Here is a 14,342-nt window from a genome sequence, read left to right as displayed (position 1 = left end):
CAGCAGCAGAGAACGGTTAATGGCACAAATTTTCATCAGCTATGCACGGGAAGATGAAAAACGTATCCAGCCCTTGGTCAGCGCCCTCGAAAAGGAAGGGTGGTCTGTATTTTGGGATCAGCACATTCCCAGCGGAAAAACTTGGCGCAGCCACATCGGCAAAGCCCTCAATGATGCGCGCTGCATTATTGTGACATGGTCACAACGCTCCGCGCTGTCAGCTTGGGTGCATGAAGAGGCCGACGAGGGCAAGCAACGCGGCATCCTGGTGCCCGTCCTGCTGGATGCGGTGGAGCCTCCGGCTGGCTTCCACGACACTCCGGCAGTTGATCTAAGCCGTTGGAATCCAGCAGCTGAACCCATGGATTTCGGGCAATTAATCAGCAATGTCAGGGAAATACTCGCCGCCAATTCCGTCTCAACCACCGACCAACCCATTGCCGAACCGATAATGGCAGCAGCGGATGCTTTCGACCTCAGCGCATCCATCGGGGCGAAACCGCAACCCTTGCTGCTCCCGCTGATGCTGGCGGGGCTTGTCTTGGCCATCGTGCTGGGTGGGTATTGGGTCGTTCATGTCCGGCCTTCCGGTGCTGGCCCTGCCGGTGATTTTGGGGTGCTGTTCGGCAATGAAAAAAACATCGCGGCCGCACAAGATGACATCAGGCAGGCGGCTGGCAAGGGCATTTCACCGACAGGGCTCTACTTGCGCAAGGGCTATTATGCTGGCATTGCCGTTGTGGACAGCCAAACACTGGCGGACAAATACCTGGAAATCGTCAAAACGTTCCGCCCGGACGCCCAAATCCGCTCCATGCAGGATTGGTGCCCTTCCCAACGGCGGCATGATGGCTTTATCGAATGTGTGGAAAATCAATAACCGCATCCCTTCCTTCCGAAATACGGCACGTTTTTTGCCGCGCACAAAAGTGAATGTTCACGCCTGCTAATGGCATAACGTTCAGCGGGGAATCACAGTAAAGCCCTTACGCTGTGGTAACATTCGCTGCACTGCAACAAAAAGGAAAATTTCATGGTAGATTCAGATTTTATCCACTCCTTGAAACAAGCCCGCACCTATGGGTTGGGTGAGTTTCTGGAAATTATTGGCGAACTTTCGCAGGAAAGCACCAAGAAAGGCGTTCTTGACCGTAAACAGAAAGAACTGATCACCTTGGGCATTGCGCTTGCCAAAGACTGCCACCGCTGCATTGACATCCACACCGAAGCAGCTGTCAAGCTGGGCGCCACGGAAACCGAGATGCGCCAAGTCCGGCGGGTGGCGCTCTACTTGCAGGCCAGCCCGGAACACCATACCGGTGAATTGTGGAAAGCTTGGTCAGACTCCTGGCGGGAATTTTCCCTGAGCAAAGGCTGCATCGACCGCCGTTGCCGTGAACTGGTTGGCCTTGGCATCGCCCTGGTGAACCAAAACGCCCATCTGATCAGGATGCACGTCAAGGCGGCGCGTGAATTCGGCTCCACCGCAGAAGAAATTTTCGAGGTCATGCCCATCGCCCTGTTGATGGATGGCGCGCCAGCCCTTTCCCAAATCCCCCAACTGGTGCATGCACTGGAAGAAAGCGAAACCGAAGCTTTGCCCGCCTGACCCTAACCCACCTTACTGGCTGGTGACAGGGCTTCATGCTACATTGCAGGCATGGAGCTCCCCGGAAAACACCAGCGCATTTACGCCATTGTGCGGCAAATCCCTCCCGGCCATGTCGCCACTTACGGCGATGTGGCCGCCCTTGCGGGCTTGCCCGGCCACGCCCGCCTGGTTGGCTACGCCCTGCACGCCCTGACGGAGTTTTCCGATGTGCCGTGGCAGCGCGTCATCAACGCCCGGGGTGCAATCAGTCTCGGACGCGCTTATCCCGGTGGTGAACTGCACCAGCGCCGCCTGCTGGAAGCGGAAGGCGTGGAATTTGATGCCAACGCCAAAATCAACCTGAAACGCTTCCGCTGGCGGCCCGTATAAACAACTCTGCGCTATACTCAATCATTACGACTGATACCTTTTCGATCCCCTGGCATTGCTGAAAACCACCAAACAAAATTGTGAGGAAGACACCCATGACAGATTCCATACGCGCCATCCTATTGGGGGCAGCCGCCCTGTTGGCCGCCTGTGATGACAGCAAGACGGAACAGCCTGCCGCCAGCGCGCCACCGGACAAGGAGGAAGCCAGTGCGCGCACCCGCTGCTTTTCCATGCTGGAGGGCAAAGACCTCACCGCCATCCAGATCCAGCAGGACGGCAATGCCATTTCCGGCTATTACGCGTGGGAGCCATCTGAAAAAGATGGCTCCCACGGTGTGCTCAACGGTGAAATCAGCGATGGCCTGATCAAGGCCAGCCACACCTACATGATCGAAGGCACCATCCAGACCGAGGAAACCTACTTCAAACTGGAAAGCGACAGGCTCCTGCAAGGCAGCGGCGAACTGGTTGAAGACAATGGCGTCATGGTGGTCAAGGATCCCGCCAGCCTGCAATTTACCGATGTCTTAAAGGAAACTGACTGCGCCAATGTCAAGGATGCGATCACCAACGCCGAACAGACCTCCAATGACATCGTCGAACAAAGCAACAGCAGCGGTGATGGCGACAATGGCCTCGACCTTTCCATGCTGGGTGAAAACCTGATCGGCGACTGGCAGTCCACCCAGGATCCCAAAGCCCATCTGAGCATTGATGAAAACAGTTACCGCGACATTTATGACGGCAAGCAACTCGACTCCAGCGCCTATGAAGTGCTGGCCTCCTGCCCTGAAGCCTGCGGCAAGACAATGGAGGAAACGCCTTGCCTGCAAGTCCAGGGCAAAGACATGCTGTGCTACGCCATCCTGACCGCCGACGGCGAAACCCTGGAGCTGTCCCTGCTGACTGGCACGGGCAACGTCAACCAGTATCAGCGCATCAATTCCGCCACCCAGCAACCACAGTAAACACGGGAGATTCCTATGGCCCCGCAACTTACCACCATGACCCTGGCGCAAGCCAATGACTGGTATCTCCAGCATCCGCAAGAACGTTACGACCGTCCGCTGGCCCCATCCCTGTACGGCATCAACCCGGCGGCGGCGCAGGCGCTGTGGAAAGACAGCGGCCTCAAGACCAACCGCAGCCTGGTGACCAAACTGATCGAGGTCGGCGGCCAGTGGCAGGAAGTCCCCACCCACATCCATACCGACAGCGACCTGCGCCTGATCGCCTACAACAATGACTGGAAAACCCGGCAACGCGACCTGCTGCGCTTCATCCTGCCGGGCGAATGGTATATCGGCTCCTCCCACCACAACCCCGGCAACCGGCAGATCGCCCAGCCCATTTTTCTGGACGAGGAAAAAGGGCTGGAGATGCTCAAGTTCAGCATCACCCACATCCGCAACTACATCGGCGTGGACGATGGCATGGTTGCCACCGACAGCCCACGCAGCTACGCCAACCAGCATTCGGCGGGGCACGTCAACCCGCAGGATTACCCTTCCCTGCTGTGGCGGGTGAAATTCCTCGGCGACCTCGGGCCGGGCGAACAGCGCGCCTATATCAACAATATCCGCACCTGGGCAATGTTGCTGCAAAAAGTGACCAAATTCCCGCCCGACTACAACGGCAACGACAATCTGATGACCAACACCTACGCCAAGGTGGTCGAATTCGGCGGTCACGTCATCAACGCCGTGCTGGGCGACCGCAATGCGCTGGCGACGCTGCACAGCCAAGCCGAACAAGTGTATTGCTCCGAAGCAGGCATGCACCTTTCCCTCAATCTCGGCCTGAACGCACCGCTGAACCAAGCGGGCGTCAACGCGCTGTTTGGGGCCGACAAGTGGGCCAAGGTCAAACCGCTGCTCAACGAAGGCACCGATTTCTGGAAAAACGGCAAACATCTGGACTATTACGGCAACGGCCCTGACGGCTATATGCAGAATGCCGAACAGAACCGGCTGGTGGCGATGGAGCCTGCCCCTGATTGGCTGCAACCGCTCAAGGAACGCCTGCCGGGCAGGCCGCTGACCGGCGGGGGGTTGGTGTTCCGCCCATGGGACACGGCTGACATGATCGACCATTTCGTCAAAACCGCCATCCCGCGCCAAGGGCGTGAAACTTGGGATGTCTCCAATGCACAGGCGGAACTGCTGCTGTGGTTGAGGCCGGGAATTTTCCACTCGATGGGTTTCAGCCGCAGCAACCCGCCGCCCCCCCAACTGGTGATGCTGTTTGATACATTGGTGGGAAAAATCCGCAAAAATTACCCCACCTACGATGCGTTCCGCGCCGCCATCGCTCCGGAATTACAGGCCGCCCATCAGATCGTGGCACCGAAAGCGCAAGGTGCAGGCGCGTTCGTCCCACCCCATATGGTCACCACCATCCGTGGTGGTGCCGATGAACTGATTGCGCTGGAACCCGTAGGGCAGCTATTCCATGAAAGTGTTTTGAATAAAAAATAATCTAGTATAAGCTTTGATGACAACCCTTCCCAAACCATGGCAAGGGATTTGCTGCATTGCGTCATAAAAGTGTGCGCAAACGGCGTAATCCTCTATAATCACCCAATTTTTATGACCAGCGGCGGAATCGCGGAGTTTTTGCATTATGCCATTCTCAAACCAGCCCACCTTGGAAACCAGCAAGGCGCAGGATCTGCCAATCTTGCAGGAACGCTATGCGCTACGCCGCTGCATGGCGGAAACAGCGCTTGGCAAACTGTACTGGGCGCAGGATCTGAAACCCGCCCATGAGGGCGACCAGATCAATGTATTGGTTTTCATCTTGCTGCCCGCACTGGCGCAAAACCCGGTGTTTGAGCAAGTGTTCGGCCACATTTTGCCAACTTACCAAAAACCGATGCCCGCCATGCCGCAGGTCACCGATGATGGCAAAACTGCTGATGGCTCCCGCTGGATGGTGATGCGGAATATTGGCGGCATGCTGCTGTCCGAGCGGCTGTCCGAACTGGATGAGCGCGGCATGCCGGTGCCGGACGCCATGGAATTGCTTGACGGCCTTGCCAGCGCCATCGCCAACCAGCGCCCGGAAGGCGTCTACGGTTATCTGGAGCCAGGCTCCGTGCTGTTGGGCGGAAAAATCCCCTGCCTGCTGACCGCCCCGGTCGTGGCGGCGTTGCGGGCCGCTTACAACAGCAACCCGACTGACCGTAGCCGCCACACCCTGCATTCCGGCCACATCAGCCCGGAAGTGCTGCTGGGCGACCTGCCGGTGGCGGAAGACGACACCTTTTCCATCGCCTGTATCGCTTACCACCTGTTACAAGGCGAAACACCATTCGGCAAGCAAAGCACATTGGAAGCCACCGTGCGCAACATTTCGCCGGTCAGCATCCGCAAACTGCGTCCTGACGCCTGGCAGACGCTGCAACAGGGGCTAAACCTGAAGCGCAGTGCGCGGCAAAAAAATCCTGCGGCACTGCTGCGCACCCTGCAACGCAAGCAAAAGCGCAAACTGCTGCTGCCAATCGCTGCACTGGTTTCCGCTGGGGCTGTCGCCTTCAGCACCTACCACCTGCTATCCAGCCTTGGCCCCTCCAACAAGCATGAGGAACAAGCGTTGCCGTTGCAGGAAAGCAATACGGGCCATTCCCCTGACGCGGAAAACACTGCCCCACTCAATACACAAGGGGTTGGAACCGCCGAAAACCAAGCCAGCATCGCCCAGCATGGCGACAAGCCTGCTGCTGACAGCGCTGTGGCCGGGCAAACGCTTGATGGCGACAACGACCTCAACAGCCTACAGGAAAAAGCAGCGGACGCTATCCGCAAGGGCAAGCTGGCCAGCACCGACCCGAACAGCCCCGCCGCCATTGACTTCCTGCGCAAAGCCGTGATGCTGGAACCTGACAACATCAAAACCCGCAAGCTGCTGGCGCAAATGGTCAACGACCAGCAAACGGAAGCCGAAAACCAGTTGGCGGTTGGCAAAGCTGAAGAAGCGGGCAAATTGCTGGCCGCCACCGACCGGCTGATCACCGAGTTTACCCTTAACGACAGCCTGAAACGGCAAGTCAGCCTGGAACAAACCCAACGCGAGGCGGCGCAAGCCACCGATAACGCCACCACCGGCGTAAACAATGTGGATGCAGACAGCGCGGACTACCTGGAGCGCGCCCAGCACGCCATTGAACTGGGCAACCTGAACGACAGCGATGAACGCAGCGAAAGCGCTGTCTCTTACCTCAGCACCCTGCTGGACAAATCCCCCAACCAGCCGGAAGCGCGCTCATTGATGACGAAAGTCGCCACCCTGCAACAGGAAAAAGCCGTTTCCTCCCTGCAAAAGCGCGACACCGACACTGCCCGCACTTGGCTGGACCACAGCCAGTCCCTCATCAGCAAGTACAAGCTGGAAGGCTTGGTGGAAGAACAGATCGCCCTGGAAAAACGTTTCCGCGACACACTGGCGATGGGCGTTTTCAAACCAGGCTCAGAACCGGAGGAGGATGCAGGCACACCCGCCTCGGCAACCGCCAGCAAACCTGCGCCCACCACCTCGGGAGCCGCCTCCAATAGCGTGACCAGCCGCCCCCAGGCTCCCGCAGAAACCAGCGCAGAACCCGCAACCAACACGATCAGGCGTTCCCCAACAGCGGCGGAGCCAACGCATGAAACGGAAAACCCGGAAGCTGCCGAAGCCGCTGCACAGGCTGCCCCAGTGGAAATTCATGTGCCCGCTGACATCCCCGTCCAAAGCGCACGGGAGATTCCGCCAGGAACAAGGGTGACCCCCGCGCCGGTCACGACAGAATTGCCGCCGGTACGGCTCGACACCCCGCCTGCGCCCACACCCGCCGCGCCCCCGAAAACCGTCACCTTTGAAGTGCCTGCCAACGCCAGCGGCAATGGCAACACCTTTACACCGGACGTGCCCAACCTGATCGAGGTGCCGTTGGATGTGATCGACGAAGGGCTTTCGACAAAAGGCAAACAAAACCGCTAGACCCACCGCTTCAAGCGCTGGTAAGCGCCCCGACCACGGCACCGGTGCAGCAGGTCGCCAGCGTACCGGCGATGATGCTCCTGCCCCCCAACGCCAGCACTTCATCCCGGCGTTCGGGAGCCATGGTGGTCAGGCCCGCAATCATGATGCCAAGGCTGCCGAAATTGGCGAACCCGCACAGCGCATAAGTCATGATCAGACGCGAACGCAGACTGAGCGCATCCGGCGGCAACTGCGCCAGTTGCAGGTAGGCGATGAGTTCGTTGAGCACAGTCTTGACGCCCATCAGCGCGCCAGCGGCTTGCGCCTCTGACCACGGCACACCCATCAGCCAAACCACCGGAGCCATCACATACCCCAACAAACGCTCCAGGGTAATTGCCGCTCCCCCCACCTCCGGCAGCAACCCCAGCATGCCGTTGGCCAAATGCACCAGCGCCACCAACACCAACAGCATAGCGATAATGTTGAGGAACAATTGCAGGCCGCTCTGTGCGCCCTGGGTCAAGGCATCCATGGTGCTGCTGGCGGTCTGGGGAATGTCAATGTCCACCGTATGGCCCATGCCGGTTTCCGGCGTCATCAGGCGTGCCACCACAATCGCAGCGGGCGCGCTGATCAGTGAGGCGATCAACAGATGCCCGACCGCATCCGGCAAAACCTGCCCCAGAATGCTGGCGTACAGCACCAGCACCGTACCGGCGATGGTCGCCATCCCCGCCGTCATGACAATGAACAACTCACTGCGGCTCAAGCGCCCCAGCCACGGGCGGATAAACAGCGGCGCTTCCACCATGCCGACGAAAATATTGGCCGCCGTGCTCAAGCCAACGCTGCCGGAAACGCCAAGTGACCGCTCCAACAGCAGCGAAAACACCTGGATAATGCGCGGCAACACCCGCCAATAGGTCAGGATGGATGTCAGGGCGCTGACCACAATCACCAGCGGCAAGGCGTGGAAGGCCAGGATAAAACTCGCCCCCGGCTGGGTTTCCTCAAACGGCAACGGCGCACCGCCCAGGTATCCGAACGTGAAGGCAGTCGCCTGTTCCGTCGCAGCCTGCAACGCCAGCACCGCACCATTCAGGCCGGACAACACCTGATGCAGCGCCTGCCACTTCAGCAGCAACGCCGCCAGCGCAAATTGCAGCAGCGAACCGGCCAGCAACAGACGCCAATCCACCACCCGGCGGTTTTCGCTGAACAGCCACGCGATCAACAATAAAACAAAAAATCCAAGCAGGCTTTGCAGGTTGAGCAATGACATGGCAGGCCAATCTCGCTATTGGGGTTAGAGGGTTGACGCCGTTATAGCATGTTCCGCCGCCGCCCGCCCCTTGGCCTAATGCGTAATACTGAGCGCCTGCCCGATGCCGCGCGCGTCAGAGGCGGCATCCACGGCACCGGTCTGCTTGTCCAGAATCACTGCCTGCATATTGCCCCAGACATCCTGCTTTGGCTCCAGCGTATGCCCCATGCCCCGCAAGGCTGACAGGACGCCGCTGTCCAGCGCATCCGGCTCATACTGGATGACATCGGGCAGGTACTGATGGTGGAAACGGCTGCGGTTGACGATGCGGCTGGCGTTTTCCCCCTCAGCAAACGCCAGCGTCCCCAGCAGCAACATGGTGGTGATGCGGCTGCCCCCTGGCGTGCCGAGAATGGCGACGCGCTTGCCGTCCTCAAGGAAGGTGGGCGTCATGCTGGACAGCATCCGTTTGCCCGGCGCAATGGCGTTGGCTTCCGTCCCCACCAGCCCGTAGACATTGGGCGTACCGGGGCGAATCGAGAAATCATCCATTTCATTGTTCAGCAACACGCCCGTTCCCGGCGGCATGAAGCCGGAACCGAACGGATAGTTAATGGACAAGGTGGCGGCCACGCGATTGCCGTCCTGATCCAGAACCGAAAAGTGGGTGGTGTCCACGCCTTTGCCAGAGGCAGCTTCCGGCACAAGCGGCAACGTGGCGCTGGGGGTGGCGGCATCATCCTGGATGGTGGCGCGCAGGCTGGCGGCGTAATCCGGGTTGAGCAAGCGCTTGAGCGGCAGGGTGACAACATCCGGGTCGCCGAGATAGTCGGCGCGGTCGCGGTAGGCACGGCGCATGGCTTCGGCTTCCCAATGCACTCGCCGGGCCTCTGGCGCTTTTGGCAGGTCGTAGGCGGAAAGGATATTGAGCATTTCCAGCAACACCACCCCGCCGGATGAAGGCGGCGCGGCGCTGGTGACCTTGACACCATGGTATTCGCCGCGCACGGGTTCGCGCTCCTTCACTTGGTAGCGATTGAGATCCTCCACCGACCAAATGCCGCCCGCCTGCCTGACCGCCGCAACCATTTCTGTTGCGAATTTACCGTCGTAAAACCCGGCGCGGCCTTTGTCCGCCAGCAATTCCAGGGTAGCGGCAAGCTCGGGCTGGCGGATAATCTGGCCGGTTTCCGGCAGTTTGCCGCCGGGCAGCAGGATACGGCTGGTTTCCGGGTAACGGCGCAGGAGTTCCTCCCGGAACCTCAGATGACGAAGCATGGGTTCGTCCACCGGAAACCCGTCCCGCGCCAACCGGATGGCGGGAGCCAGCGACTGGCACAACGGCAGTTTGCCGTAATGGCGGGCGAGGTGATCCAATGCGGCAGGCACGCCCGGAATCCCGGCGGACAGCGGCCCTTCCAGGGAAGCATTGGGAACGGGTTCGCCTTTGGCGTCCAGATACATATCGCGGGTAGCGGCGGCGGGGGCAGTTTCACGCCCGTCCAGCATGGTTTCAAAGCCATCTTCAGCGCGATGCAGCAGCCAGAAGCCGCCGCCGCCCAACCCGGAACCGGATGGTTCAACCACGCTCAAGGCGGCAGCCGCCGCCACTGCCGCATCAAAGGCGTTGCCGCCTTGGCCGAGCGTTTCCTTGGCGGCGGCGGTCGCCAGCGGGTGGGCGGTGGCAATGCCAGCATCAGCCGCCCATGCTGGCGTCTGCACTGCTGCCCACAGCAGGATGAGCGGCAAAAATTTCATCCATTGCAAACGCTTCATCGTTCAACCCCGCCAACGGCAAATGAAAGCGGAAACCGGGCGCCCGTCGGCGAGGATTTCCACTTCATCCAGCAGGATTTCCGCCCCGGCGAAATGTTCCGCCAGCTCCCCCGGCCTGAGCAGGAAATTGGGGTTGCGCGGACGGCCAACCACGCTGTGTTCGCAGCCTTGCATAAAGGTCTGGTAAATCACCACGCCGCCCGGTTTGAGCAGGCGCTGCATCCAGGGGAACAGCGGGCGGTGCAGGTAGCGGGCGACGCAAACCAAATCAACACTGGCGGCGGCGACATCCGCAAACGGGTCGGCGCCGGTTTCCAGGTCACGGCATTCCGTCCGGATAACGACGCCTTGGCTCACGGCCAGCGCCTGGGCACGCTGCAACGCCTCCGCACTGGCGTCGATGCCGGTCATTTCCCAGCCGTGGATGGCCAAGTACGTCATGTCACGGCCCGAACCGCAGCCGATGTCCAGCCCTTGGCCGGGTATGACGCCGTGGGTGGGGGCGATTTCATCCACGAAACGGGCAATCAACGGCGCAGGCCGCCACAGACGCGGGGACGCTTCACCACTTTCCAGCAGCCCTTGCGCTTGCAGGCCAGCGGCCAGTTGCGGCGTCCATTCGGTCTGCCCCGCCACCTGATAGCCTTTGCGGGCAAGAAATTCCCTGGCCGCCCGCAGGCTGGCGGCGTCCCCGCACAAGGCGACCGGCTGGGTGGTTTTGGGCAATTCGTGCATGCGTGCGGGCATTTCCGCCGCAGGGATGGAGCTTGCCCCTGCAAGATGCCCACAGCAAAAGGCATCAAAAGTACGGCAATCAATAATCGGCAATTTTTCAGACATGAGGTATAGGTTCCGGCAATGATCCAATACGTTAGCGGCCCGCCCGTTTGAGCGTAAACGGCGGCTTCGCCCACCAGATCAGCAACGTCAGCGACAGCATCATCAAGCCACTGAGCAACATGGTGTCATTGGTCGCCAGCAGATACGCCTGCACCTGGATCTGGTTGTTGATCCACAGCAACGCGCCCTGGTGCGGCAACCCAAGACCCGCCAAGGTATCCAGCGCCGTCTGTGTCGGCGCGCTGTAATCGGTAATATGCTCCACCAATTGTGACTGGTGCAAGGTGGCGCGGTGGCTCCAAAGCGACACCATCACCGCCGTGCCGAAGCTGGAGCCAAGATTGCGCATGAAACTGGAAAGCCCGGAAGCCGCCGCAATTTGCCGCCCTTCCAGCCCCGACAAGTTGATCGTCACCAGCGGCAAGAAAAAGCAGCTGATGCCGATCCCCATGAACAGGCGGGTCAGTGCCACCGACCAGAAATCCACATCCGGGGTGAAAAACGAACTCCACACCGACACCCCTGCTGCCACCACGAAACCAAAGGTGGCGATCGCCCGCGCATCGACACGGTGGATATTGGCCCCCACGATAGGCCCCATCAGCAGCGCCAGCATTCCGCCGAACGCCACCACTTTGCCTGCCCACAGCGGCGTATACCCCTGGAAACTCTGCAACCACAACGGCAGCGTCACCACAATGCCGAAAAACGCCATCGACCCCACCATCAGGCAAACCGCCCCGACCAGAAAATTCCGCCGCGCAAACAGGCGCAGATCCACAATCGGATGTTCCTCGGTCAACTCCCAGGCGATGAACAATGACAGCGCCACCACCGAAACGCAGGCCAGCGCAACAATGAAGGGCGATTCAAACCAGTCCAGCTCATTGCCTTTGTCCAGCACGATCTGCATCGCCCCAACCCCACAGGCCAGCAGCGCCAGCCCGACATAATCCACCGGCAAGGTGCGGCGCGGGCTTTCGTAATCCTTCACCAGGATATTGGCCAGCAGCGCCACGCTCAGGCCAACCGGCAGGTTGACCAGGAACACCCAATGCCAGGATAAATTTTCCGTCAGCCAGCCACCAGCCAACGGCCCCACCACCGGCGCCAGCACGGTTGTCATCGACCACATGCCCAGCGCCAACCCGCGTTGATGCGGCGGGTAAATGGCCGTCAGCAAGGTTTGCGACAGCGGGATCATCGACGCGCCGACCATGCCCTGCAACACCCGCGCCGCCACCAGCACCTCGAACGATGGCGCCAACCCGCACAGCATGGATGCCAGCGTGAACAGCAACGTCGCCATCACGAACATCCGCACCTGCCCAAACCGCAACACCAGCCAACCGGTCAGCGGCAGCATGATCGCCTCGGACACTGCATAGGAGGTGATCACCCAGGTGCCTTGCGTATAGCTGACCGCCAGATCGCCCGCAATCGACGGCACCGACACATTGGCGATCGACAGGTCGAGGATGTTCATGAACGACCCCAGCCCCAGCACCAAGGTCGACAGCGCCAGCGTACCGGCGCTCATCGGGCGGGGTTGTGGTGGGTTCGCGGCGGCGCTCACTGCACTGCCTTGCCGCTATTGTCCGCAATGACTTGCGCAATCACCGCATCCGCCTGTTGCGCCTGCTGGGCGAACACGTCCGTGCTGCTGAGGGTCGCCTTGTCTTCACCACTGCCGCTGGCGATGACGGGGCCGCTGCGGTCATGCGTGTCCACCACCACCCGCATGGAAAGCCCGATGCGTAAAGGATGCTGCCGCACCGTTTCCGGCTCCAGCTCAATGCGCACCGGCACCCGTTGCACAATCTTGATCCAGTTGCCGGAAGCATTCTGCGCAGGCAACAAAGCGAAGGCGCTGCCAGTCCCGGCAGCGAACCCGGCGACCTTGCCGTGATATTGCACCGATCCGCCATACAGGTCGGCGGTCAGCTTAACCGGCTGGCCGATACGCACATCATCCAGTTGGGTTTCCTTGAAATTGGCGTCCACCCACATTTGTTCGGGCGGGACAATCGCCATCAGCGCCGTGCCGGGAGCCACCCTTGCCCCCACTTGCGCCGAGCGTTGCGCCACGTCGCCGCCGACAGGGGCCAGGATGCGGGTGCGCGCCAACGCCAGATACGCCTGCCGCACCTGGGCAGCGGCGGCCTGCACTTTCGGATGCCCTTCGATAGAGGTGTTTTCGGTCTGCCCGGCGGCACCCGCCTGTTGCGCCTGCGCTTTCTGCAAGGCGGCCTTGGCGGCGTTGACGGCGGACTGGGCGGCGGCCAAGCTGGCTTCAGCGGCTTGCAAGGCGGTTTGCGCTTGGTTCAGCGATTCCACCGAGACGAATTTCTGCTGGCGCAAATTGGCGAGGCGGTTGTATTCGTCCTCGGCGTTACGGCGTTGCGCTTCCGCCTGTTCCGCTTGGTGGCGGGCGCGGTTGAGGTCGGCGTTGGCCTGCACAATCCCGGCGTCGCTTTGGCTGGTGCTGGCGTAAAGGCCACGGACGCTGCGCACCGCATCCGCCAGTGCCGCTTCCGCAGACTGAAGCGCCACCTTGGCGTCCGTTTCATCCAATTGCGCCAGCAACTGGCCTTTGGCGACACGGTCGGTATTATTGACGTTCACCGCCACCACCGTGCCGGTTGTTTGCGGCGTCACCTGCACAACATTGCCGACGACGTAGGCATTGTCCGTATCTTCCCGCCATTGGGCGATGGCAAACCACCAGATGAACCAAACGACGCCGATGCTGCCAAAAAACAGCAACAGCAGGGTCAGCGCCTTAAGCCGCCGACTGCCGGGTTTGGATGGTGCGGAAGGGGGGGTAGACTCCGGTTGGCTCATGATCCTGCCTAGTCCTTGCTGAACGTGAGGCGTGAAGTATCGGCCAATATGCTGCACCATAGCAATTACGAAACAATAAAATTGAGGTAAATGCAAAATATGCGTGACATGCTCCTTTACCTGCTGCTGGTGCCGGGGCTGGCCGCCGCCGCACCACCTGAACGCCCGCCGGAATGGGCGCAGCCGGTCACCGCCAGCCATCTGGAAAATTTTTATCAGGTAAGCCCGATGCTGTACCGCTCCGCCCAGCCCCTGCCGGAAGATTTCCGCGAACTGCAACAGCGTGGCGTCAGCGAAGTCCTGGATTTGCGCCTGTACCACCGGGATGCACCCGAGGCGGACGCCGCCCTGGTTTTACAGCAGGCACCGTTGTCGCCGGGCAATATCAACCCCTGGTATCTCACCAAAGCCCTGCAAACCATCGCCAACGCCAAAGGGCCGGTGCTGGTGCATTGCCTGCACGGTTCCGACCGCACCGGGCTGGTGGTCGCCATGTACCGCATCGTCTGCCAGGGCTGGAGCAAGCAGCAGGCAATCGCGGAAATGGAAAATGGCGGCTATGGGTTCCACGAATTTTTCAGCAATATCCCGGAATTCATCGAAGCGGCGGATGTGGAGGCGCTGCGTAAAACTGTGCACGGGGCGGCGTGCCCTGCGGCTGGGTGACCT

12 protein-coding genes are annotated in these 14,342 nt (G+C 60.5%); 7 read left to right on the top strand and 5 right to left on the bottom strand.

All coding sequences use genetic code 11. The features are described from left to right. Positions 1–19: 19 nt before the first annotated feature. The 6 genes from VSS37_RS17865 to VSS37_RS17840 all read left to right on the top strand — a co-directional run bounded on the left by VSS37_RS17865 (position 20) and on the right by VSS37_RS17840 (position 6,964). The gene (locus VSS37_RS17865) at positions 20–880 is read left to right on the top strand and encodes a toll/interleukin-1 receptor domain-containing protein (protein WP_324697382.1); all 861 of its coding nucleotides are present in this window, start codon (positions 20–22) and stop codon (positions 878–880) included. A 153-nt stretch (positions 881–1,033) separates the two neighbouring features. Next, on the top strand, positions 1,034–1,609 hold the full coding sequence (locus VSS37_RS17860; RefSeq protein WP_324697381.1) for a carboxymuconolactone decarboxylase family protein: 576 nt from the start codon (positions 1,034–1,036) through the stop codon (positions 1,607–1,609). Positions 1,610–1,660: 51 nt separating this feature from the next. Further along, complete coding sequence (locus VSS37_RS17855; RefSeq protein ID WP_324697380.1) at positions 1,661–1,981, top strand: MGMT family protein; 321 nt, start codon at positions 1,661–1,663, stop codon at positions 1,979–1,981. A 95-nt stretch (positions 1,982–2,076) separates the two neighbouring features. Then, positions 2,077–2,952: a hypothetical protein gene (locus tag VSS37_RS17850; protein WP_324697379.1), complete on the top strand. Its 876-nt coding sequence runs from the start codon at positions 2,077–2,079 to the stop codon at positions 2,950–2,952. Positions 2,953–2,967: 15 nt separating this feature from the next. Beyond that, positions 2,968–4,461 carry a hypothetical protein gene (locus VSS37_RS17845; RefSeq protein ID WP_324697378.1) on the top strand — a complete coding sequence of 498 codons (1,494 nt, stop codon included), beginning with the start codon at positions 2,968–2,970 and terminating at the stop codon, positions 4,459–4,461. Between the two features lie 145 nt (positions 4,462–4,606). Beyond that, complete coding sequence (locus VSS37_RS17840) at positions 4,607–6,964, top strand: hypothetical protein (protein ID WP_324697376.1); 2,358 nt, start codon at positions 4,607–4,609, stop codon at positions 6,962–6,964. Positions 6,965–6,974: 10 nt separating this feature from the next. Here the strand turns inward: VSS37_RS17840 and VSS37_RS17835 are convergent, their stop codons facing one another. From VSS37_RS17835 to VSS37_RS17815, 5 genes are all read right to left on the bottom strand, one after another. Beyond that, positions 6,975–8,231 (bottom strand): NupC/NupG family nucleoside CNT transporter, encoded by a 1,257-nt coding sequence (locus VSS37_RS17835; RefSeq protein WP_324697374.1) that lies wholly within the window; start codon positions 8,229–8,231, stop codon positions 6,975–6,977. 75 nt (positions 8,232–8,306) lie between these two features. Next, entirely contained in the window at positions 8,307–9,989 is a 1,683-nt protein-coding gene (ggt, locus tag VSS37_RS17830) for a gamma-glutamyltransferase (RefSeq protein WP_324697373.1), read from the bottom strand. A gap of 3 nt (positions 9,990–9,992) precedes the next feature. Continuing rightward, a complete protein-coding gene (locus VSS37_RS17825) occupies positions 9,993–10,829 on the bottom strand; it encodes a methyltransferase domain-containing protein (RefSeq protein WP_324697371.1) in 837 nt (278 codons plus the stop codon). A gap of 31 nt (positions 10,830–10,860) precedes the next feature. Then, positions 10,861–12,405, bottom strand: a complete 1,545-nt coding sequence (locus VSS37_RS17820) for a DHA2 family efflux MFS transporter permease subunit (RefSeq protein ID WP_324697370.1) — start codon at positions 12,403–12,405, stop codon at positions 10,861–10,863. Continuing rightward, entirely contained in the window at positions 12,402–13,673 is a 1,272-nt protein-coding gene (locus VSS37_RS17815; RefSeq protein ID WP_324697369.1) for an HlyD family secretion protein, read from the bottom strand. The genes VSS37_RS17820 and VSS37_RS17815 overlap by 4 nt, the downstream gene beginning before the upstream one ends. Positions 13,674–13,772: 99 nt before the next feature. Here VSS37_RS17815 and VSS37_RS17810 point away from each other — a divergent pair, with 99 nt between their 5' ends. Then, complete coding sequence (locus VSS37_RS17810) at positions 13,773–14,339, top strand: tyrosine-protein phosphatase (RefSeq protein ID WP_324697367.1); 567 nt, start codon at positions 13,773–13,775, stop codon at positions 14,337–14,339. The last annotated feature ends 3 nt before the right edge of the window (positions 14,340–14,342 follow it).

It is taken from the genome of Candidatus Thiothrix phosphatis, assembly GCF_035668035.1.
Lineage (GTDB): Bacteria > Pseudomonadota > Gammaproteobacteria > Thiotrichales > Thiotrichaceae > Thiothrix > Thiothrix phosphatis.
Note: the sequence above shows the minus strand (reverse complement) of the source record. Positions and strands in the feature narration are given on the sequence as shown.